This is a genomic window from Spongiactinospora sp. 9N601, assembly GCF_044326295.1.
GTDB lineage: Bacteria > Actinomycetota > Actinomycetes > Streptosporangiales > Streptosporangiaceae > Spongiactinospora > Spongiactinospora gelatinilytica.
On sequence record NZ_JBIRBB010000015.1, the window covers coordinates 51,654 to 73,145 of the forward strand.

Here is a 21,492-nt window from a genome sequence, read left to right on the forward strand (position 1 = left end):
GGTTCAGAGCGGCACGGGCAGGCCCGTGGCCACCGACTCGTAGGCGCGTTCGATGACGCGCACCGCGTACGCGCCGTCCTCCGCCGCGACGGCGGTCGGCTCGCCGTTCGCGATCGAGTGGGCGAAGCTCTCGATCCCCGCCGCGATCGACTCGTACTTCCAGGTGCCCGGCGCGTAGGCGGCGCCGGGCAGCGGCGATCCGGCGTGGTCGCGCTTGCCGTGGAAGATCATCGCCGGCGGGTTCTGGTGCTGGTCCACGACGATCAGGCCCTTGGTGCCGTGTACTTCAAGGCGCTCGTTCCACGGCCCGCCGGAGGTGAACGTGGACTCGACGGAGAACAGCGCGCCCGACCGCATCCGGCCGCACACCACCGACCAGTCCTCGACCTGGCTGGCCCCGACCAGGCGCTCGGACAGCGCCCGCAGCGACGCGATCTCGCCGAACATCCACTTCAGCAGGTAGAAGGAGTGCGCGCCGGCGTCGATGATGGTGCCGCCGCCGGAGCCGTCCTGGCGTCCCTTCCACAGCTTGGGATCGCCCAGCCGCTCGAACTCGTTGCCGCTGATCAGCGTGCGGACGAGGGTCACCTCGCCGATCTCGCCCGCGTTGATGGCGGAAAGGGCCGCCTGGTAGGCGGGGATGAACCGGGTGTTCTCGTTGACGGTGAATGTGAGGCCCTTGCCGGCCGCGAGCGCGACGAGTTCGGCGGCGTGCCCGGCGTCCACGGTCATCGGCTTCTCGATCAGGACGTGCTTGCCCGCCTCCAGGAACTCGCGGGCGATCTCGTAGTGGACGTTGTGCGGGAGTACGAGGTCCACGGCGTCGATCCGGTCGTCTTCCAGCAGCCGGCGGTGGTCGGCGGTCGCCTCCGCGCCGAGCGAGGCGGCCGTCCGCTCGGCGACCGCCTGGTCGAAGTCGCAGACGACGACGGCGGCGAGGCCGTCCGCCCGCTGGTAGGCCAGGTGGTGGGCGAGCTGGTAGATCTCTCCGAGGCCGACGACACCGAACCTGATGGGGCCGTTCACTTGGCCACGCTCCCTTCGAGGCGTTCGCGGATGACGGCGCGGTTGTGGGTGAGCGAGTCCATGACCCGCGACTCGTGCCGGAAGACCGCCACCGAGGCGACGCCGTCGAATCCGGCATCGCGCAGCGCGGTGAACACCTCGTCCCAGTCGATGTCGCCCTGGCCGATGTCGAGGTGCTGGTGGTTGCGCACGCCGGGGCTCGACGGGTTGAGGAACGTACGGCCGGGCAGCAGCGTGTCCGCCAGGTGGACGTGGTCCATGGTGTCGCCCGCGTAGGCGATGATGTCGCGGTTGACGCCCTCGATGTGGCCGCGCTCGTCCTCCACGCCGGTGAGGTAGTAGGTGTGCGGCACGCAGTGCAGGTAGGTGACGTGGTCGCTCTGCAACCCGCGGATGAAATCGACGGCCGCGACGCCGGACTCCACCCAGTCGCCCGGATGCGGTTCGAGCGCGATCGTGATGCCCTCCGACTCCGCCAGCGGCAGCACCTCCTCAAGGGAGCGGCGCATCGCGGCCTCACCGGCCTGCGGGGCGGCCGGGTGCCCGGTGAACTCGGAGTTGATCCGGTCGCAGCCGAGATCGACGGCCAGTTGCACGGTCTGCTTCCAGTAGCCGACCGCCGCCCGCCGGATGTCCTCCTCCGAGCTGCCCCACGCCTGCTCGATGAAGATGGACGCGATCTCGACGCCGTGCGTCTTCGACGCCGCCGCGATCTCGGCGATCTTGGCCTTGGACGCCCGCCTGCCGCCGTAGCTCGGCATCACGTCCGGCCGGGGGGACAGCTCCAGGTGGTCGAAACCGGCCTCGCGCACGGTCGAGAACACCGTGTCGATGGGGTGTGGACGCAGCATCCACGTATCGGTCGCGATCTTCATCTCGCTCCTCGTTGATCAGTTGCCGTGCTTGGTGAGGGTCTGGTCGCGCAGTGCCTCGTGCGTGATCACGACCCGGCCGCGGGCCTGGCCGCCGCGCAGGCGGGCGAGCGCCTCGTTGGAGCGCTCCAGCGGGTACTCCTCGTCCAGCGGCGGGGTGATGACGCCCTCGGCGAGCAGCCGCAGCGCGTCCTGCTGGTCGCGGCGGTCGCCGTTGCGCGAACCGACGATCTCCAGCTCGCGCTGGGCGATGGTGGTCGAGCTGATGCCGGGGAAGTCGGGTTCCTCGCCGACCACGACGATCCGGCCCCGGCGGCGCACGTACTGCGCCGCGTCGGCCATCGACGCAGCCGTTCCGACCAGGTCGATCACCAGGTCCGCACCGTCGGCCCAGGCTTGGATCCGTGCCACGCGGTCCGGTGCCGAGGCCAGGGCGGTGTGACCGGCCCCGTTGCGGGCCGCCAGCGCCAGGTTGTCCTCGCGCGCATCGACCGCCGCCGCCGCGATACCGGCGTCGGCCAGGATCTGGAGGACGATCTGCCCGATGCCGCCCGCGCCGATCACCACCGCCGTCTCCACCGGCGTCACCGTGCCGCGGCGGCAGGCGTGCAGGGCGGTGACGACCGCGCAGCTCGACAGCCCGGCGATCCTGGGGTCCAGCCCCTCGGGGACCTTCAGCAGGTTCGCGGCCGGGGCGGTGAAGTACTCGGCGAAGCCCCCGGGCAGCGTCACGCCGATGATGCCGCGCAGGTGCAGGGCCTGCGCGTGGGCGCCCGCCCGGGTGAACCGGCAGTCCCGGTCCGCGACGAACAGGTGCGGTACGACGACCTGGCCGACCTCGGCCTCGGACACCGCCGCGCCGCGTCCGACCACGATGCCCGCAGGTTCGTGGCCCATGATGTGCGGCAGCCGCGGGACGTAGGCGAGGCCGTCCTGGATGTGCAGGTCCGTCCGGCACACGCCGCTGGACAGCGTGCGGATCAGCACCTCGTCAGGACCGACCCGGGGGACGGGCACCTCGCGGATCTCCAGCGGGCGGCCGATCCCGGTCAGCAGCGCGGCCCGCATGAGGGTGTTCATCGCCACCGCTCCGCCCACGCGTCGAAGAACCGGGTCGCCGCCACGGCGGTCGATTCGTAGTACCCGTAGCAGCCCTCGGTGGTCACGAGTGTCGGCAGGCGCAGCCCGGCGATGCGGTCGGCGAGGGCGGCGAAGTCGTCCGACTCCAGGCGGAGCAGCCCGAACCCCTGCTCCCGGTGGGCGTCATAGCCCAGGGCCAGGACCAGGTACTTCGGGGCGAAGCGGGTGATCGCCGCAAGCGCGGTCGCCAGGGCCGCCTCGTAGGCGGCGAAGCCCGATCCGACCGGCAACGGGAGGTTCAGGTTGGCGTCCGGCGCGCCGGGGCCGCCGGTCTCCTCGGCGAACCCGGCCACGTGCGGCCACCCCTCGGCGTGGATCGAGACCGTCAGGACCGAGGGGTCGTCGTAGAACGCGGCCTGGGTGCCGTTGCCGTGGTCCTGGTCGATGTCGAGCACGGCGACCCGCCCATCGCGCGAGAGTTCGCGCGCGGCGATGGCGGCGTTGGCGAACAGGCACAGGCCGCCGCCGATGGCGGGCAGCGCGTGGTGGCCCGGGGGACGGCACGGCACCAGCACCATCGCCGGTTCCCCGCCGCGCGCGGCCAGCCAGCGGGCCCCCTGGTGGGAGGCCGCCGCGCTGTGCAGCGCGCCCTGGCACACCGCGGGCGTGGCCCGGGTGACCTCGTCGAAGAAGTACAGGATGTGCCGGCCCTCGAAGGTGCGCGGCTTCGACACCCGCAGTTCGGGCAGCGCGACGACGTTCAGCGGGAACTTCGTGGCGCCCTCCGGCCGCCCCGCGCCCTCCTTGACGAACTCGACATAGCCCGGGGCGTGCACGCTGAGCGCCGCCGCGCCGTCGTCCGGCTCGGGGACGAGCCGCGCCGCGTCCGGGAACGCCCGCCGGAACGCCGCCAGCGTGGCCGTGACCGACGTCGGGTAGACGAGGTCGGGGAACTCCTGGTGTTCGACATAGGGTTCGGTCATCTCGGCGAAGACCGGGGCCGAGCTACTGGTCATGAGTCCCCCAATCGGCTCAGTGCCACGCGGATGGTGCGCACGAGCCAAGCCATGACGAACCGGAGGAGTACCGCAGCCGCTCCCGCGCCGAGCAGGACGACGGCGACGACGGCTGTCCTCGGGCTCACTTCGAGTTTGATGTCCTGGAACATCCGCAGCGGCAGCGTCACCGCGGTCGGCCCGGACATGAAGGTGGCCACCACGACGTCGTCGAACGCGGCGAGGAAGGCGAACACGAAGCCGCTGACCAGCGCCGGGCGCAGCGCGGGCAGCAGGACGTGCCGCAGCACCGACATCGGCCCCGCGCCCAGGCTGCGCGCGGCGTTCTCCAGCCGGACGTCGAGGTTGCGCAGCGCCGCCGCGGTGATGGACACCGCGAAGGGCAGGCCCAGGACCACGTACGGCAGGATCAGGCCCAGCGGCGTGCCGACCAGGCCCTGCGGCGCCACCAGCAGGAAGAAGCCCAGGCTGTAGATCATCGGCGGCACGATCATCGGCATCGCGACCAGGATCGCGATCGGCGGCCGGGCCCGCCGCGGGCCACGTACCAGGCCGAAGGCCCCAAGGCCGCCGATGACGACGCCGATCGCGGCGGACGCGGAGGCGACGGCCAGGCTGAGGAACGTGGAGTCGAGCCACGCCGTGTCGGCGAAGTAGTCGGCGAACCACCGGGTGGAGTACTCCTCCGGCGGGAACGTCAGGTACGTCGCGTCGCTGAAGGACCAGATCGCCACGACCACCAGCGGCGTGACGAGCAGCGCCGCCCCGGCGACCCAGCTTCCCACGAGGATCGGCAGGCGCAGCCGTCCGGCGAGGCCGAGGCCGGTGTCGAGGACCCGGGCCCGCAGGGCGCGCAGCGCGTCGAACCTTTCGCCACGGCCGGCCCGGCGGGCGGGACGCGCGTCGCCTGACGGCTCGACGGCTCCCATGGACAGCGAGGGCGCGAGGTAGCGGAACAGCACGGTGAACAGCGCCAGCACGATCAGCAGCAGCAACGCGGCCTGCGCCGCGGCCCCGGCGGGATCGACGAGGTTGGAGAACCGCACCAGGATGGACTGCGCGATGAGCGTGTCACCGGGCCCGCCGAGCAGCGCGGGCGTCACGTAGAAGCCCAGGGTGCTGATGAAGACCAGGGCGGCGGCGGCCAGCACGGCCGACGACGTGGCGGGCCGGTACACATGCCAGTGCGCGACGGCGGGCGCGGCCCCCAGGCTCTGCGCGGCGCGCACCGGGGCGCGGTCGATGCCGCTCATCACGCTGTAGATCGGCAGCAGCGCCAGCGGCAGCAGGATCTGCACCGTGCCGATCAGCATGCCGGTCTGGTTGAACACCAGCTCGGGGGGCGAATCGACGCCGAGCAGCTTGAGCGTGCCGGCGACCAGCCCGTTCGGCGCGAGGATCGCGATCCACGCGTAGGAGCGGATCAGGATGCTGGTGAAGTACGGCACGAGCACCACGACCATCAGCACGCCGCGCAGCCGTTTCGGCATGCGGGTGAGCGCGTAGGCCATGCAGTACCCGAGCACCACGCAGATCACGGTGGACAGCGCGGCGATGACCAGGGTGCGGCGGATCGCGCGCCAGAAGACCGGCGAGGTCACCTGCTCGCGGTAGTTGTCCAGGGTGAACCCCTGGCCGCCGCCGAAACTGTCGGCCAGCAGCGTGCCCAGCGGGACGACGAACAGCAGGATCAAGACCGCCAGGAGCGGCACGAGGGTGAGCCACCGGCGGTCCGGCCGGCCCCGCGAGCGGGTGGCCAGACCACCGGTGACCTGCACCGGGGAGCTGTCGACCGACATGGATCTCCTAGATCGAGGTCGTCTTGTCGCAGGAGGTCATGGGGCTACTTGGAGACCCACGCCTGCCAGCGCTCGATGGCGACTTCCTCGTTGCTCTTGTCCGACCCGGGGGCGGTGGCGGTCCACCACTCGTAGTCCTGGGTCACGGCGGACGCGATGTTCTTCGGCGACGTCGGCAGCAGGGCCGCGCGGTCGGCGGAGAGCGTGTCGAAGGCCGCCGAGTTGGCCGGGGAGTAGGTGATCGCGTTGGCGAACTCGGCCTGCGGGCCGGGCTCCATCATGAAGGCCAGCAGCTTCTGCGCGTTCGCGGCGTTCTTGGCGCCCTTGAGCACGGCCCAGTTGTCGTACTGGAGGATCGCCTCGTTCCAGGTGCCGGCCACCGGCGCGCCCTTGTCCTCGGCCCCGGCGACCCGGCCGTTCCAGGCGCTGGCGACCGTCGCCTGACCGCCGGTGAGCAGTTGGATGGGCTCGGCCCCGGTCTCCCAGAACTTCACCAGGTTCGGCTTGAGCCGGTCCAGGCTCTTGAACACCCGGTCGTAGTCGATCGGGTAGAGGTCGTCCGGCGCCACACCGTCGGCCAGCGCGGCGATCTCGAACGTCGCGCTGCCCGCCCCCCACGAGCCGGGGGCGAGGGTCCGCTTGCCGGGGAACTTTTGAACGTTCCAGAAGTCCGCCCAGGAGGTCAGCTTCTGGCCGCCCAGCTTGTCGGTGCTCCAGGCCGGGACGACGGAGATGAAGTACGCGGGCACCGCGTCGTCGGCGGCCTTGACCGGGGCGATCTTGTCGCGGACGCCGTCCTTCCAGACCTTGTAGTCGATCGGCTCCAGCGCCTGGCCGTCGCGGAACCGCTGGAGCACCGCGCCGTTGATGTTCACCAGGTCGAAGGCCGGGGCGCCTGCCTTGACGCCGGTCAGCACCACGGCGGCGTCGAACTCGCCGGAGGCCGGCACGACGTCGATCCCGGTCGCCTTCTCGAACGGGTCGAAGAACGCCTTTTTCATCGCCTTGCCCAGGTCACCGCCGGGGTCGGGGACGATGACCTTACCGGCGGAAGAGGTCTTCCCGGAGTCGGCGCCGCCTCCACAGGCGACCGTCGTGAGCAGCGTGCTGACCGCCACCACCGCCCCCAGCGCGGTCTTGCGAGACAACTTCATCAGCCGAACCTTTCTGTCGTGCGGGTCTCTGTAGGGGATTGGCCGGCGGCCTGTCACGAGGCCCGGTCCGCCGCGGGGTAGCCCCGCGCGGCCCGCGCGTCCCAGTGGACGGCGACCCGGTCGCCCACGGCCCACCGGGTCTCCCGGAGGTTCTTGAGCGAAAGGCGTGCGCTCAGGTTGCCGATCGGCGTCTCGACGACGTGCAGGGCGGTCGCGCCCTCGTACAGGACGTCGCTCACGGTGCCGAGTACGGCCGGGGCTTCGGCGTGCTCCGCGTGTTCCGGGGGCAGCAGCGAGACCTCCTCCGGGCGCACCCCGACCTCGACACCGGAACCGGGCCGCAGCGACGCGGCGTTCTCCACTTCCCTGTGGTGCTCCGGGCGGTCGCCATCGAGGACGACGCGGACGCGGCCGTCGGCGTCGAGCACGGCGCGGCCGGTGAAGAAGTTGGTCTCACCGACGAAGTCGGCGACGAAGGCGCTGGCCGGCCGCTCGTACAGGTCGCCGGGGGTGCCGAGTTGTTCGACGACGCCGTCGTTCATCACCGCGACCCGGTCGGCCATGGTCAGCGCCTCGTTCTGGTCGTGGGTCACGTAGATGACGGTCGCGCCGAGGTTGCGCTGGAGGCGTTTGATCTCCACCCGCATGTGCTCGCGCAGCCGCTTGTCGAGCGCGCCGAGCGGTTCGTCCATGAGGAGCAGGGCGGGCCGGAACACGATGGCCCGGGCCAGCGCCACCCGCTGCTGCTGGCCACCGGAGAGCCGGTCGGGGAACCGGGCGGCGAAACCCTCCAGCTTGACCAGTTCCAGGGCGTGCTGGATGTGGCTCCGCTGCTCCCGCATGGACATACCACGCATACGCAGCGGAAACCCCACGTTCTGGGCAACAGTCATGTGTTTGAATAGCGCGTAGTGCTGGAACACGACGCCGATGCCGCGCTTGTGCGGTGCCAGGCGCGCGACGTCCCGGCCGTTGATCCGGATCGCACCGCTCGTGGGCTTCTCGAAGCCGGTGAGCATGTTGAGCAACGTCGTCTTTCCCGCGCCGGAGGGCCCAAGGATCGCCAAGAACTCGCCGCGGCGGATGCTCAGCGAGATGCCCCGCACCGCCTCGACCGTTCCGTACTTCTTCGTCAGGCCGTCCAGCTCAACCTCACCGCCCGTCGCGGCCCGGTCCACCGCCCCGTCTATGGCTTGGACGCCCTCCGACACCTCGGACATCCTCAACTCCTCGGCTAAGTTGCAACCATTGCAACGCGTTTGGCTGAACATAGGCAGCCCAGGTAGGCGTGTCAAGAGGGTGCTTGGCGATGCAGTGCCACAAGCTATGTGGCTGTGGGTGATCCGGGCAAAGGTCCGACCGCTTCCCGCTCAGTCTGTGGCGTGCTATGTTGCGGAGAGCGCAACGCCGCTCAGTTGCTGAAGTGTGCTGTGGCGCGTTGAGAAGATTCCGCGAAGACGGTCAGTCCAGGATCTTGGTAAGGGGAGAATCATCTCTATGCCAGACAAGCGATCAACGGACGACGACCTCGGCAACATGTCGCACATCAGGCGTGGCCTCATGGTTCTTGAACAACTGGCCACGAGGTCGGCGACGGCGGCCGAGGTGGGTCGGTTGGTCAACGTGAACCGCAGCAGCGCGCTGCGGATTCTCGGCGATCTCGTGGACGCCGGCTACGTCGCCCGCGACGACGCCACCAAGGAGTTCACCATCCGCCCGGAACGGTTCTACGGGCTGATCGTCAACCACCCCGCGCACGAGCAACTGATGGAGAAGATCGGGCCCCTGCTCAAGCGGCTGACCGGCGAGACCGGCGAGGCGTCGCTCTTCGCCGCCCCGGCCAACGGCAGCATGGTCTACGTCCACTACCAGCCCTCGTCCGAGGTCCTGACGCTGCGCGAACGGATCGGCACCGTGCGGCCCATCCACTGCTCGGCGGTGGGCCGGGCCTACCTGTTGACGATGGACGGCAAGACCCTGGACGAAGTACTCGGCACGCTCGACTACTCCGGCGGCACCGATCGGGCCGCCAAAGGGCCGCTGGAGCTGCGGCGGCGGGTCGAGGAGGCGCGTAGCGCCGGTTTCGCCCTCGACATCGACGAGACGCTGGTCGGCGCGTCCTGCGTCGCGGCCCCCCTGAACCACCACGGCAGGTGCATCGGTTCGATCGCCCTGTCCGGCCCGACCTCCCGGATGCCCCCCGACCGTCTTGTCGAGCTGGGCGCCCTCGTGGCCAGGGAACTCACGCAGACGTTCTGATTCGTTCTGCCTTGGTGTACTGAACGCCGAGCGGGTCGGGATCGTCGTCCGACACGCGGCGGCGGAACGTCCACCACGCCCACACCTGCGTGGCCAGCAGCAACGGCGTCACCACCGCCATGACCGGCACCAGGAACGTCGGTTCGGCGAGCGAGTCGCGCAGCGGGAGCCGGCCGCCCGCCAGTACGCCGAGCGCGGCCAGTGCCACCGCCGTCACCCCGAACGCGACCCGCTCGCCGAACGCCCCCGAAAGCCGCACCGCGCCGCGCCATGGTCGTCGGGCGCGCCGGCGCGGCGCTCCTGGCAGTCGCAGCGCCGCGAACGTCAGCCCGTGCGCGCCGAACAGCGCCGCCACCAGCGGCACCCCGGCCAGCGGGGACAGCCCCGTGATGCCGGAGATCAGCAACCCCCAGGACACGGCGACGGTCCAGCTCCCCGCCGTGATCGCCGCGACCGCCGTCCGGCCGCCCCCGCCGTACAGCCAAAGGCCCAGGTCCCGCACGACCCAGCCGAAGAGCAACAGCACCACCGCCGCGTAGTGCCCGCCGATCAGCGTCTCCTCCAGCGCGGGGAACACCCCGGCGATCACCCCGACCGCCGCGACCAGCCAGACCTCGGTGGTGAGGAAGAACGGCGTGACGGCCAGCCGGACCAGCCTGCGTTCGGCCCGCGTCCGGCCCAGGTAGGGCAGCAGCATCCCGGCGCCGAGGTCGGCCCCGGCGAGCACGAGATAGCCGACCGCGTAGAACGCGAGCACACCGATGGCGAGCAACTCCATGCCCCAAAGGCTCGGCCACCGGCCCGCCCGCGCGCATCCCCCACACGGACCGGATCGGTGTACGCCGCTGGTTTCATCGGCCGCCGGCGGATACATCCCGGGTTGACGGGCAGGCCCGCTGACCTGGGCGGAAAATCTCCATGTGCGGCGACCCCGGCCGCGGTCTACTCTCCCCGGGACGAGCGGAACCGCCGCGAACGCGGGCAACGGGCGCGGCGGTTCCCCGGCACATCCAGTACCTCGCAGGGAGTCTAGGTGGCAACACTGGTGACAGGGGCGAGCGGCCACATCGGCAGACGGGTGGTCCACGGGCTGGTCGGGGCGGGCGCGCGGGTCCGCGCGATGTCCCGGGCTTCGCCCGGCCTGTCGCTTCGGTCTGAGCGCGCCTGCGAGGTCTGCGCGGCTGGGTATTTGAGGGAGCCCAGGTAGGCGTTGGGTGCTGCCTGAGGGCCGGGAGTAAGTCAAGGCTTACCTTTTGGCCTTTTATCCCTTTATGCTCGCTGGCGAGGAAACGACCATTGGAGGGGTGATCGGCATGGCGGAGAATATCGGCGAGAAGGCCGTTCGGTGCCTGCGGAAGTTGGAGTCCTATGATTTCTCCGGCATGCGGGAGATGTGTACTGAAACGGCCATTGTCTGGCACAATGACGGCGGCGGGGAGCGGTCGATAGACGAAAAGCTGGAACAGCTCAGGCCGCTTGTGGGCAGTGTCGAATCGCTGCGCTATGAGGTTGTTCGGCAATTCTGTGGTTCGGATGAGGTGCTTCAGCAGCAGGTGCTCCAGGTGACCACTGCGGACGGAGCGCGAGATGAAATCCACGCCACGATGTACTTCCGATTCGATGGCGGCCTCATCGACCGGATCGAGGAGTACTCCTACGCGGTGCCGGCGGAGCGATGATGGGGCGCTCGGGCAAGGTGGAGGGCAGGATCGCGGTGCCGGGCGGGAAGGTCTGGTACCGCAGGATGGGCGGTGGTGGCGTGCCGCTGCTGCTGGTCCACGGCGGGCCCGGCTATCCGAGCGACCTGTTGTTCGAGGCGTTCGAGCCGCTGGCCGGTGAGCGTGAGGTCATCTGGTACGACCAGCTCGGGGTGGGACGCTCCGACCCTGTCGATGATGTGTCGCTGCTGACGGTGGACCGCTTCCTGGACGAACTCGGCGCGGTCATCGCGGGTCTCGGCCTGCGCCGGCCGCACGTTTACGGGCATTCGTGGGGGGCCATGCTCGGGCTTCAGTACGCGGCGCGGCGGGCTCCCGACTGGACCAGCCTGGTCTGCGCCAACGGGGTGGCGAGCGTGCCGAGGTTCCAGGAGGAGCTGCGGGGGTTGCTGGCGGGGCTGCCGGGGGATGTGCTGGATCGGACGTACGGGCGGGAAGTACGTGGTGAGACGGACGATCCCGATTACCGGGCGGCCCAGGAGGAGTACCTGCGCGCGTGCGTGGTACGGACCTCCACGATCAGCCTTGACCCGGGCCGGATGAGCCTGCTGACATTCCGCACGCTGATCGGCCATGCCGATTACCACATCACCGGCACCTTGAAGGACTGGGACATCTTCCCCGAGCTGAGTCGAATTCGCGTCCCTACGCTGGTCTTCGGCGGGGAGTTCGACGAATGCGTCCCGGCCCATCTGGCCGACATCGCCGCCCGAATCCCCGACTCGGAACACATCACCCAGCCCGGCGCGGCCCACATGGGCTACCTGGAAGGGGAGCCCCTGCGCAGCGATTACATCTCCACCATCGCGGACTACCTCACCCGCACAGAATCCCGCCGCCGGGCCACCTGATCGCCTTCGTCTCGCCCGGCCGTGCCGACGCCCCCTGATCGTTACCCCTCCGCTCTGACGGACACCCAGTGGGCGGCGCCCGGCGGTAACCGCCCGGTGGCCTGGCCCAGGGCGGAATCGAGCCGAGGAAAACCGCCGATGAGGTGGCGCCGAGCGATATATGTCGATGAACTGCGCCGGCGCGGGCGCCGCACCCGTTTTTTCACGATCGTCTGCCGTCGCAGTACATGCGCGTGGCGCAAAATTCTACAAAAGATTTCCTGATAAGCGGATTTTTCCTGGACTTCGCACATCCGTCGGGTGTACGTTGGCAATATCGCCTGGAGGCGAGTGAGGCAACGCGACTCTCCTATCACGATCCGGCACGAAAACCAAAAACATCCATACCACCGAGGAGTCGGTTATGGGGATTATCGCCTGGATCATTCTCGGTCTCGTCGCAGGATATGTCGCAAAGCTGATCATCGGCGGAAAAGACCTGCGGGGCCTGACGGTGGCCTGTCTGCTGGGCGTCGCCGGAGCGCTGTTCGGCGGCACCTTCGCCGTCCAGTCCTTCGACAGCGACATCGGCGCCTTTTTCGATCTCACCGCCTGGATCACCGCGGTCGCCGGGGCGGCCATCCTGTTGGTCACCTACAACGTGGTCGACCTGCGCCGGCGCATACCCAGGTGACCACCGGACTTCGGCGCCGTCGCCCGGGAATGACGAGCTGCCGGAGCGGACTGCCCCCCCGTCGGACAGACGTGGGGGCAGCCCGTGCGTCACGCAGGCGTGCGGGCCGAACACAGGGTCAAAGCAGCGCGAGCACACCAGGAGGTGCGCGATGAGCCGTACGGACAACACCCGCCCACTCCGGTTGCAGATCCGAGAAGGCCGCCTCTACCCCCTCGACGACAGGCGCTCCCACACCGGGATCGGCAGGGAGACCGTCCTCCAGGAGCATCGGGTCCGGCAACAGGCACGGCTGACGCTCGCGCGCGGCGAGGAACCCGAGCCGACCCGTCACCGCCATGCCGCCAGGCATGACCATTGAGATCCCGGGCGACCGCCCGTGACTCCTCCATCGCGTCCATCGCGTCTGTCGTGAGAACGGCCCCGCCCGCGCGCCCTACGGAGGCGGGCCGCCGGCCGACGGACGTCTCCATCGCATGACGCCGCATCGGCGCACCCTGGTGTGGCCGACCACCGGAAGGCAGGACACTTGGCCTGTACTTATGGCTTCCTCAGCACTCACCCACCCACCCACTGCGGGCTCGCGACCTTCAACCAGGCGCTGGCCGGCCATCTCACCGAAGGAGGCATGTACGGCGGAACCGTCCGTGTCACCGCCGACGGTGACGACCACCGCCCCGTGCCAGGAGTCGTGCACACCTGGGCTCCGGGCGGGCTCGGCGGCTGGCAGGCCGCGGCGTCCGCGCTCGATCAGTTCGACATCGCCATCGTCCAGCACGAATACGGCATCTACCCCGGTCTGGACGGCCACGAGGTGCTGCCTCTGCTGCACCGCCTCACCGTGCCCTTCATCGTGGTGCTGCACACCGTCCTGGCCCGGCCCACCCCCCGGCAGAAGGGGGTTCTGGAGGAGGTCGTGGCGGAGGCCGCCGCGGTCGTCACCATGACGGGCTCCGCCCGCGACAGGCTGATCACCGGCTATCGCGTGGACGCCGGCAAGGTGTCGGTCATCCCGCACGGAGCCGCCGACCACACCGGCGTACCGTCTCGGCACGGCCTCCGCCCGCACCTGCTCACCTGGGGGCTGATCGGCCCTGGCAAGGGCATCGAATGGGCCCTGCGGGCGCTCGCTCTCCTCAAGGAGCTCGTCCCCGCCCCCGTTTACACCGTCGCCGGGAAGACCCACCCCAAGGTGCTCGAACACCAAGGCGAGGCATACCGCGACCGCCTGCACGACATCGGCGCGCAACTCGGCGTGGACGCCGCCGTACGGTACGACCCCGTCTACCGTGACGAAGGCTCGTTGAGCCGGCTGATCCGCTCGGCCGACATCGTCGTACTGCCCTACGACTCATCCGAGCAGGTCACCTCCGGTGTCCTCATCGAGGCCACCGCCGCGGGCATCCCGGTCGTCGCCACCGTCTTCCCGCACGCCGTGGAGTTGCTCACCGGCGGGCCCGGCCTGCTGGTCCCGCACCGGGACCCCACGGCGCTCGCCGCCGCCATCCGACGCATCCTTACCGAGCCCGCACTCGCCGACGAACTCACCGGACGCACCCGCGCACTCGTTCCCCACCTGCTCTGGCCTGCCGTGGCCGCGCGGTATCGCGAACTCGTCCACGTCGTGCTCGGCTCTCGTCCGGCCGCCGTCGCCGCGCTCCCGCGATGAGCGCCCCTCTTCCCGGGTTCGCGCATCTGATCCGGCTGAGCGACGACACCGGCCTGTTCGAGCACGCCCGGTACGCCGTCCCGCGCCGAAACCACGGCTACTGCACCGACGATGTCGCCCGCGGCCTGGTCGTCGCCAGCCGCGAACCCGTCCCGGGCCCCCAGGTACGCCGGCTGGTGGAGTGCTACCTGGCCTTCCTCACCCATGCCCAGGACCGCTCCGGCGCGTTCCGCAACCGGCTCTCCTTCGACCGGCGCTGGACCGATCAGCCCGGGGTCGGTGACTGGTGGGGGCGGGCGCTGTGGGGCCTCGGCACCGCGGCCTCCCGCGGAACCGCTTCCTGGGTCCGGCAGCAGGCGATGGCCGCCTTCGCCCTGGGCGCGGTCAGGCGGTCGCCGCACCCGCGGGCCATGGCGTTCGCCGGACTCGGCGCGGTGGAGGTACTGCGTACCGATCCCGGCAATGTCGAGGCGGCCACGCTGCTCAAGGACGCTGCCGCCGCGGTCGGGGGTCCCGCCGAGGACCCCGGCTGGCCGTGGCCGCAGCCGTACCTGAGCTACGCCAACGCGGCCCTCGCCGAGGTGGTCATCGCCGCCGGGCACCACACCGGCGACCGAACCCTGCTCACCGCCGGCCTGCGCATGCTGACCTGGCTGGACGACGTCCAGACGAGCGACGGCCCGCTGTCCGTCGTCCCGGCCGCGGGATGGCGGCAGCACGGGCCCCGCCCCCGCTACGACCAGCAACCGATCGAGGTCGCCGCGCTCGCCGACGCCTGCGCCACCGCCGCCGCCGTCACCGGCGACCAGCGCTGGGTCGATCGCGTAGAACGTGCGGTGGCGTGGTTCAACGGCTCCAACGACACGGGCACGTTGATGTGGGATCTCGCGACCGGCGGCGGATATGACGGCCTGACCCGGTACGGCCCCAACCTCAACCAGGGAGCGGAATCGACCATCGCGCTGATCTCCACCATGCAGCACACCAGGGCGGAACCATGACGGGCCTGGCGGTCCGGGTCGGCCCGATCCTCACCCCCGACCCGAGCAGAGTGATCATCAAGCTGTTCGTCCCCGGCGAGGACGCCGCCCAGACACGGACCCGCGCCGCCGGGCTCATCGAACGCATCACGCTACTGGGCGACGATGAGGCGACCGACATGCTCCAGCAGACCCTCCGGCGGTACGGCGGGCGCCACCACGACCTGGAGTCGACCTTCGCGCACCACTATGACCTGGTCCGCCACCGAATCCCGCGCGACATCGACCTGCCCCTGCTCGCCCGGCTGCTGGTCGGCGCGTACTTCAGCCACGAGTACGCCGTGGAGGCCGCCGCGCTCTGCAATCCCTCCATGGCCCCCCACCCCGACCAGTCCGGACTCGGCCCCGAGCAGTTCCGCGTCGTCATCAGCATGCGGCAGATCGGCGAAGGTCACCTGTCGTCCATCGGTTTCGCCACCGCGGTGCTCGGACCCGGCACCGACCTCACCGTCTCCGACCGCCGCGGGCCCTTGACCACCGGGCGCCGGTTGGACACCCGGCACCGGCGCGACACGCTGGCCGCCGGGCTCACCGATGACGAGTACGACAACGAGGTCTCCGCCACCGTGCTGAGATCGCTGCCCGAGCATTTCGATGACCACGATCTCGAACGGGCGCTCGCCTGCCTTCCCGCCGACCTGCTGACCCGCACCACCACGCAGACGACCCTGGAGAGACTGCGCCGCGCCATCGGTTTCGAGTACGCCGTGACCTTCCCCGCGGACGTCCCGCTCGACCGCAGGGTGCTGTGGCCCTCCACCGCCGCCGAGAGCAACGGGATGGAGGACGCGCGCCTGGTTCGGGTGAGCGACGGCGACGGCGACTCCGGCTACCGGGCCACCTACACCGCCTACGACGGGCGGCATGTCCGCTCACACATGCTGACCAGCGACGACCTGTCCAACTTCCATGCCACGCCGCTGCACGGCCCCGCCGCCGTCAACAAGGGAATGGCCCTGTTCCCGCGTCCCGTGGGAGGGCGGACCCTCGCGCTGTGCCGCTCCGACGGTGAGACCATCGGCCTGACCACACTCGACCGGCACAACCGGTGGCAGCAGGCCGTCCCCCTGCACATCCCCCACCGCGCGTGGGAACTGATCCAAACCGGCAACTGCGGCTCGCCCATCGAAACCGCGTACGGCTGGCTCGTCATCACCCACGGCGTCGGGCCCATGCGTGAGTACGTCATCGGGGCCATCCTGCTGGACCTTGACCATCCACACCTGGTCATCTCCGAACTCCCCGGCCCGCTCCTCACCCCTGACGCCACCGAACGCGAGGGCTACGTGCCCAACGTCGTGTACTCCTGCGGCGGCCTCGTCCACGCCGGCGCGCTCTGGTTGCCCTATGGAGCCGGCGACACCCGCATCGGGTTCGCCCACGTCCAGCTCACGGCCCTCATCGGTGCGATGCGACGGAGGCACGGCCACGCCGCCTTGTCGGTGGGGTGATCTAGTGTCCCGGCCATGACTTCAGCGACGCAGGCGTACACGTACGCCGCGCCCTCCTCCCTCATCGACGGTCGCCTCGGGTTGGCGACCTCCGGCGGCCGGGCCCTGGCCGGTCCGGCCGTGGCCCCGCGGTTCTTCAGCGGCGTGGTGACCCAGGCGGCCCCCGCCGCCGCGGCCCTGCTCGGTGTCGCCGACGTCGCGCTGGCCCGGTACCACCAGGCGCAGGCGCGGCCCGGCTGGGTGCGTGACCCGGTGGTGACGTGCAACGGAGACCGGCTGCGGTTCGAGTCGTTCTCGGCCTGCGGCGGCGTGTACGCCCGGCTCGACCTGCTGGGCGGCGCGCTCGACGGCGAGGTCTTCGACCGGGGCACCACCAACGTCGATGTGAACGCGCCGCTTCGGGAGGCGCTGGCGCGCATCGGCGCGCGTGACCCGCTGCACCTGGGGGTCGGGCTCGACGAGCTGGTCGTGACCACGATGGACGGCGCGGTGGTGGAGAAGAAGGTGCCGCTGCCCGAGCGCTGGTTGCGCGGTTTCGCCGAGGTGCAGGTCATCGCCTCGGGCATGGACCAGCGCGGCGAGCTGGCCGGCATGGCGGCGGTGCGGTTCCTGCGCGGGCTGCCCAAGAAGGAGACGGTGTGGGTGGCCCAAACGGGGCGTGACCTGAAGGCCCACGACCGGCAGGTCCCGGGGGCGGTCCGGCTCGCCGGGCCCAACCGGCTCGGCACCCTCCTGCCGCTGCTGCGCTTCGCCAAGTCCCTCCGGGTGTACGGCCCGGCCGACGCCACCTCCAGCGCCTGGGAGCTGGAGCTGCCCGGCATGCGCTACACGCTCACCCTCTCGCCCGAGCGCTGGCGCGGTTTCTCCGGTGAGGGCGCGGTGCTCGACGACCTGGCCACCGACGAGGCCGAGAACGACGCCGACGTGGTCGGCATGCTGCTCAACTTCGAGCCCGAGGTCGAGATCGGCCTGCTGGCCGACCGCGCGGGCCTGCCCGCCGACCGGGTGCGGGCCGCGCTGACGCAGCTCGGCGTGGCCGGCCGGGTCGGCTACGACCTGTCGGAGGCCGCCCACTTCCACCGTGAGCTGCCCTATGACAAGGACAACGTGCTCTTGCTCAACCCGCGGCTGGCCAAGGCCCGCAAGCTGGTCGACGCGGGCGCCGTACACCTCGAAGGCGAGCTGGCCACCGTCCAGACCTCGGGCGGCGCGCGCCGTGTCTCGCTGACCGACGGGTCCTGCACCTGCGAGTGGTGGTGGGACCATCGCGGCTCCCGCGGGCCGTGCAAACACGTGCTGGCCGCCCGGATCGTCGCCCGCGTCGCCGTGGAGGTGTCCCGATGAAGCTCTGGACGGAGATCTGCGACCTGGTCGCCCGCAACCAGGTCGCCCGCCTGGCCGACCGGCTGGTCACGCTCACCGAGGCGGAGCGCGCCGAGCTGGGCGGGCGGTTGCCCGGCCTGGTCAAGGAGGTACGCCGGATTCGCATCGAGGAGGTGCACGGCGAGCATCCCGACGACTCCGTGGAGGTGGCCTGGGCGGCCGGCGACCTGCTCGACAGACGGGCCGACGCGCTGCTGCTGACCGGTGTCGGCGTCATCACCGGCCCGGCCGCCGCCGTGACCTGGATGACCAGCCGCGATGTCAACCGTCGCTGGGCCGGGGACCCTGACGTCGCCCAGGTGTGCCGGGTGGCGGCCTCGCGTCCTCTGGAGTGGCGTCGTGATGTCGCGGTACGGCTGTCCCGGCGGATACGCCGGCCCGCCGACCGCATCGCGCCGCTGGCCGTGGCGCTGCTGCGCGAGTCCGGCGCCGTGCCGCCCGACCACGACCCCCTGGTGGCCGCCTGGCTGGCCGAGCCGCACGTGGCCTTTGACCCGCTGACCCCCCTGCTGCTGCCCCGTGTCTTCGCCGCCGACGGCGCGGGCCGCGTCCTTCGTGACGAACGCCTGGAGCCCCGGCCGTCCTCCTGGCTGGCCGCCACCGCCCGCGAGCTGCCCAGGGAGCAGGTGCTCGACGGTTGCGTGAGCCGTTTCCTGCGCGGCGGCGATGCGCAGGACCTGCGGTTCTTCGTACGGCTGCACACGCTTCTCGACCCCACGCCCGCGGAGTCCGCGCCCCGCCTGCGCGACTACCTGCGGCTGTTGCCGGCGGCTCCGGGCACGGTCGCCGAGCTGGCCGCCGGGCAGGTGCGCGCGGCGCTGCCGCTCGACCACGCCGACCTGGTGGAGGCGATCGAGGCGCTCACCTTCCGGGAGGAGGCCAAGCTCGCGGTCATCGGCCTGCGCTGGCTCGACCGGGCGATTCGGGCCACGCCCGGGTCGGCCGCCGATTTCGTGACCGCGCTGACCACGGCGTACGCGCACAAGTCCTTCGACGTGCGCGACCGCGCGGTCAAGGTGACCCTGAAACACGCCGGCCTGTTCACCGGCCACGCCGAGGCGATTCTCGACGGCGTCCGCGATCTCCCCATCCCTTTGGGCGTGAAGCTGGCCGAGCGGTTGGGCGGGGAGATCCCGGTCGAGGAACTGCTGGAGCGCAAGGTGTTCCCGCCGCTGCCGGTTCCGCCGGAGGCGCGGCGGTTCCCCGAGCCGTCGATCGTCCCCGGCGACGACGAGCGGTGGATCGGCCAGGAGCGCTGGCTGGCGGCCTTCGTCGCCGGGGCCGCCGCCGACCGGGCGAAGCTTTGCCGCGAGCTCAAGCCGTACGCCGAGCAGGACGAGGATTACCGGCGGTCCACAGACGTGCCCTACGACGCCGGCGACTGGCGGTCCGCGCTGTCCGCCGAGCTCGTCACCCCCGGCAGCGTGCCGGAGGTGCCGCCGTTCGGGCCGGAGAAGTTCTGGGACGACGCCAACCACTCCGTGAGAGTGCGCGCCCTCACCCGTGGTGAGGAGCCCGGCCCGGAGCCGGGGCTCCGGCAAATCACGATCGGCGGCGTGTACCGGCCCGGCCGCTACCTCGACGACGACACCCCGTTGCGCGCCTTCTTCATCACCTGGAACACCGACGACGGCCCGGACGCGGCGGTGGCGCGCGAGGGCGGCCAGGAGATCCCCTTCGCCAGGGGCCGGATCCACCTGAACGGCTCCCCGGCCGACGTCGAAGAGCCTTGGCATCACGACGCCGACGACGAGGAGTTCTACGACGACGGACCGCCGGATCGTCCCCATCCGGTGCGGTCGAGGCCCGGCGTCGTGTACGACGACTCCGAGGAGGCCATGCCGTCCTTCGTCCTCGACCGCGCCTACATCCGCATGGCCGAGCTGGGCGTGGACCCCGCCCGGATCGCCGCCATGCGGGCCGGGCGGCAGGTGCCCCCGCCGGGCCCGGACGAGCCGCTGGTGGAGGTGACCGTCGCCTTCGTCCCGCCCCGGCTGCGTTCCTTCCTGCGCAAGGCGTTGCCCGAGCACGACGAGTGGCGGCGGCGCAACCATCTGCCCCATCCCAACGGCGTCTCCCCGCCGCACGACTTCCTGCTGCACCGCTACGCCGAACTCGCCGAGGCCCTTCGCAACGACACCCTGCCGCCCGTGCTGCTGGCCACGCCGACCTGGATGAGCGGCCACCTCGACCCCGACGTACTGGTCGACCGGCTGGAGACCTGCGCCGCCGCCGGAGTGGAGCCGCCCCCGGCCGACCTGGCGCAGGCGCTGCTGCGGCTACCGCGCGGCGGCCACCAGGCGGCGGCCGGCCGGGCCGCCAAGGTCGAGTCGGAGGCGGCGCGTTCGGCCGCCCGCTGGCTCGCCGGTGAAGGCATGGCCGACCCTGAGTGCGGGCATGTGTGGCGGTACATGGTGGATGCGTCCATGGTCGAGTTCGGCGAGGGCGAGCCGGAGCACTTCACCTCGGTCAGGCTGAAGCCGGTGCTGCGGGTGACGGCCCCGACCGGCCATCGGCTGATCGACGAGGTGCTGTTGCGGGAGCCGTACGACTGGGCGGCCGATTCCAGCGGCACGCCCCAGGCGTGGTCCGCCATGCTGCCCTCGCACCGCGAGGTCGTGGCCGTCAACTTCCTGCCCTATCTGCTGCACGGCCGCTGGGGCGCGGGGGTGTCGGCCGCGGAAATCACCGGCCTGGAGAGCGCCCAGGGCCCGATGGGCGAGTCCACGGCGGTGATCCTCGCCTTCCTCCTTTCCGGCGGCGATCCCGACATGATCCCGCTGGTCCTGAACCTGGCCGCCAGGGGCGGACTGCCCGCCGAGGCGATCGGCCGCGAGCTCGCGCTGGTACTCCGCCGCACCTGGCGGGAGACCCGCCCCGCCATCGCGGCCCTGTCCGAACTGGCCGACGCCGGCGGCCACCACGAGGTGTGGCGCATCCTGCGCGGCCTGCTGCCCGGGATACTGCCGGGCGAGGGGAGGCGCACCACCGTGTCCCACACCGAACTCGTCGCCTTCGCCGCCGACGTGGCCCGCTGGACCGACGCACGCGGGGAGATCCCGATCGTCGCCGAGTTCGCCCGCAGCGACCGGACCAACCGCTTCGTCCACGAGTGCAAGCGCCTGCACGCCCAGCTCACCGAAGCCACCCCATGACCCCCGGTGGCCGCCTGGCCGACCAAGCGTGACCTCGATCCCGGCCGGTCCGGCGCCCTCAGCCCCGGACCGGCCGCCCCCCGGCGGCCTTTCGGCCGAAGGGGGAGGGTCAGTACGCCTCGAACTCGCCGGAGACCACCGTGATCACGGGGAATCCGTCCAGCTCGGCCGGAACGCGGGCGCGAGCGGCCTCGTCCCTGACGTAGATGCGCACGACATCGGACCCATCGGGCGCACGCCCGTGGTCCATTCCTTCGACGCCGTCGATCGCGGTGAGCTCCCGCATATGGCGTGCGATCACTTCGTCAATGGGTGAACCGCTCACCGGGGGTGGGGGGTCGAACGG

19 protein-coding genes are annotated in these 21,492 nt (G+C 71.0%); 10 read left to right on the forward strand and 9 right to left on the reverse strand.

The window, feature by feature from the left end; all coding sequences use genetic code 11:
* Positions 1 to 3 precede the first annotated feature (3 nt).
* The 7 genes from ACH34R_RS31665 to ACH34R_RS31695 are packed head-to-tail and all read right to left on the reverse strand — an operon-like array spanning position 4 to position 8,167.
* Positions 4 to 1,026 (reverse strand): Gfo/Idh/MocA family protein, encoded by a 1,023-nt coding sequence (locus ACH34R_RS31665; protein WP_397565231.1) that lies wholly within the window; start codon positions 1,024 to 1,026, stop codon positions 4 to 6.
* Entirely contained in the window at positions 1,023 to 1,901 is an 879-nt protein-coding gene (locus tag ACH34R_RS31670; RefSeq protein ID WP_397565232.1) for a sugar phosphate isomerase/epimerase family protein, read from the reverse strand. Before ACH34R_RS31670 ends, ACH34R_RS31665 begins: the two co-directional genes overlap by 4 nt.
* A gap of 15 nt (positions 1,902 to 1,916) precedes the next feature.
* Entirely contained in the window at positions 1,917 to 2,978 is a 1,062-nt protein-coding gene (locus tag ACH34R_RS31675; RefSeq protein WP_397565233.1) for an alcohol dehydrogenase catalytic domain-containing protein, read from the reverse strand.
* Positions 2,975 to 3,994, reverse strand: coding sequence for a hypothetical protein (locus ACH34R_RS31680; protein WP_397565234.1), 1,020 nt, complete (start codon positions 3,992 to 3,994; stop codon positions 2,975 to 2,977). Before ACH34R_RS31680 ends, ACH34R_RS31675 begins: the two co-directional genes overlap by 4 nt.
* Positions 3,991 to 5,793 carry an ABC transporter permease subunit gene (locus tag ACH34R_RS31685; protein ID WP_397565235.1) on the reverse strand — a complete coding sequence of 601 codons (1,803 nt, stop codon included), beginning with the start codon at positions 5,791 to 5,793 and terminating at the stop codon, positions 3,991 to 3,993. The genes ACH34R_RS31680 and ACH34R_RS31685 overlap by 4 nt, the downstream gene beginning before the upstream one ends.
* A gap of 44 nt (positions 5,794 to 5,837) precedes the next feature.
* Positions 5,838 to 6,947 carry an ABC transporter substrate-binding protein gene (locus ACH34R_RS31690; RefSeq protein ID WP_397565236.1) on the reverse strand — a complete coding sequence of 370 codons (1,110 nt, stop codon included), beginning with the start codon at positions 6,945 to 6,947 and terminating at the stop codon, positions 5,838 to 5,840.
* A 53-nt stretch (positions 6,948 to 7,000) separates the two neighbouring features.
* Entirely contained in the window at positions 7,001 to 8,167 is a 1,167-nt protein-coding gene (locus tag ACH34R_RS31695) for an ABC transporter ATP-binding protein (protein ID WP_397565237.1), read from the reverse strand.
* Between the two features lie 277 nt (positions 8,168 to 8,444).
* On the opposite strand from ACH34R_RS31695, the gene ACH34R_RS31700 reads away from it, so the two are divergent.
* Positions 8,445 to 9,206, forward strand: coding sequence for an IclR family transcriptional regulator (locus ACH34R_RS31700; RefSeq protein WP_397565238.1), 762 nt, complete (start codon positions 8,445 to 8,447; stop codon positions 9,204 to 9,206).
* On the opposite strand, the gene ACH34R_RS31705 is transcribed toward ACH34R_RS31700, so the two are convergent.
* Positions 9,190 to 9,984, reverse strand: a complete 795-nt coding sequence (locus tag ACH34R_RS31705) for a cytochrome d ubiquinol oxidase subunit II (protein WP_397565239.1) — start codon at positions 9,982 to 9,984, stop codon at positions 9,190 to 9,192. The genes ACH34R_RS31700 and ACH34R_RS31705 overlap by 17 nt on opposite strands.
* Before the next feature lie 493 nt (positions 9,985 to 10,477).
* Here ACH34R_RS31705 and ACH34R_RS31710 point away from each other — a divergent pair, with 493 nt between their 5' ends.
* The 9 genes from ACH34R_RS31710 to ACH34R_RS31750 all read left to right on the forward strand — a co-directional run bounded on the left by ACH34R_RS31710 (position 10,478) and on the right by ACH34R_RS31750 (position 21,146).
* A complete protein-coding gene (locus ACH34R_RS31710; RefSeq protein ID WP_397565240.1) occupies positions 10,478 to 10,885 on the forward strand; it encodes a nuclear transport factor 2 family protein in 408 nt (135 codons plus the stop codon).
* Entirely contained in the window at positions 10,882 to 11,775 is an 894-nt protein-coding gene (locus ACH34R_RS31715) for a proline iminopeptidase-family hydrolase (RefSeq protein ID WP_397565241.1), read from the forward strand. Before ACH34R_RS31710 ends, ACH34R_RS31715 begins: the two co-directional genes overlap by 4 nt.
* Positions 11,776 to 12,178: 403 nt before the next feature.
* Positions 12,179 to 12,448, forward strand: coding sequence for a GlsB/YeaQ/YmgE family stress response membrane protein (locus tag ACH34R_RS31720; RefSeq protein ID WP_397565242.1), 270 nt, complete (start codon positions 12,179 to 12,181; stop codon positions 12,446 to 12,448).
* 151 nt (positions 12,449 to 12,599) lie between these two features.
* On the forward strand, positions 12,600 to 12,809 hold the full coding sequence (locus tag ACH34R_RS31725; RefSeq protein ID WP_397565243.1) for a hypothetical protein: 210 nt from the start codon (positions 12,600 to 12,602) through the stop codon (positions 12,807 to 12,809).
* A 267-nt stretch (positions 12,810 to 13,076) separates the two neighbouring features.
* Positions 13,077 to 14,117, forward strand: a complete 1,041-nt coding sequence (locus ACH34R_RS31730) for a glycosyltransferase (protein ID WP_397565244.1) — start codon at positions 13,077 to 13,079, stop codon at positions 14,115 to 14,117.
* The gene (locus ACH34R_RS31735; protein WP_397565245.1) at positions 14,114 to 15,118 is read left to right on the forward strand and encodes a glycosyltransferase; all 1,005 of its coding nucleotides are present in this window, start codon (positions 14,114 to 14,116) and stop codon (positions 15,116 to 15,118) included. Before ACH34R_RS31730 ends, ACH34R_RS31735 begins: the two co-directional genes overlap by 4 nt.
* Positions 15,115 to 16,608, forward strand: coding sequence for a glycosylase (locus ACH34R_RS31740; RefSeq protein ID WP_397565246.1), 1,494 nt, complete (start codon positions 15,115 to 15,117; stop codon positions 16,606 to 16,608). The genes ACH34R_RS31735 and ACH34R_RS31740 overlap by 4 nt, the downstream gene beginning before the upstream one ends.
* Before the next feature lie 15 nt (positions 16,609 to 16,623).
* Positions 16,624 to 17,952: an SWIM zinc finger family protein gene (locus ACH34R_RS31745; protein WP_397565247.1), complete on the forward strand. Its 1,329-nt coding sequence runs from the start codon at positions 16,624 to 16,626 to the stop codon at positions 17,950 to 17,952.
* The gene (locus tag ACH34R_RS31750) at positions 17,949 to 21,146 is read left to right on the forward strand and encodes a DUF6493 family protein (RefSeq protein ID WP_397565248.1); all 3,198 of its coding nucleotides are present in this window, start codon (positions 17,949 to 17,951) and stop codon (positions 21,144 to 21,146) included. The genes ACH34R_RS31745 and ACH34R_RS31750 overlap by 4 nt, the downstream gene beginning before the upstream one ends.
* A gap of 109 nt (positions 21,147 to 21,255) precedes the next feature.
* Here ACH34R_RS31750 and ACH34R_RS31755 read toward each other — a convergent pair whose 3' ends face one another.
* The gene (locus ACH34R_RS31755) at positions 21,256 to 21,432 is read right to left on the reverse strand and encodes a hypothetical protein (RefSeq protein ID WP_397565249.1); all 177 of its coding nucleotides are present in this window, start codon (positions 21,430 to 21,432) and stop codon (positions 21,256 to 21,258) included.
* Between the last annotated feature and the right edge of the window lie 60 nt (positions 21,433 to 21,492).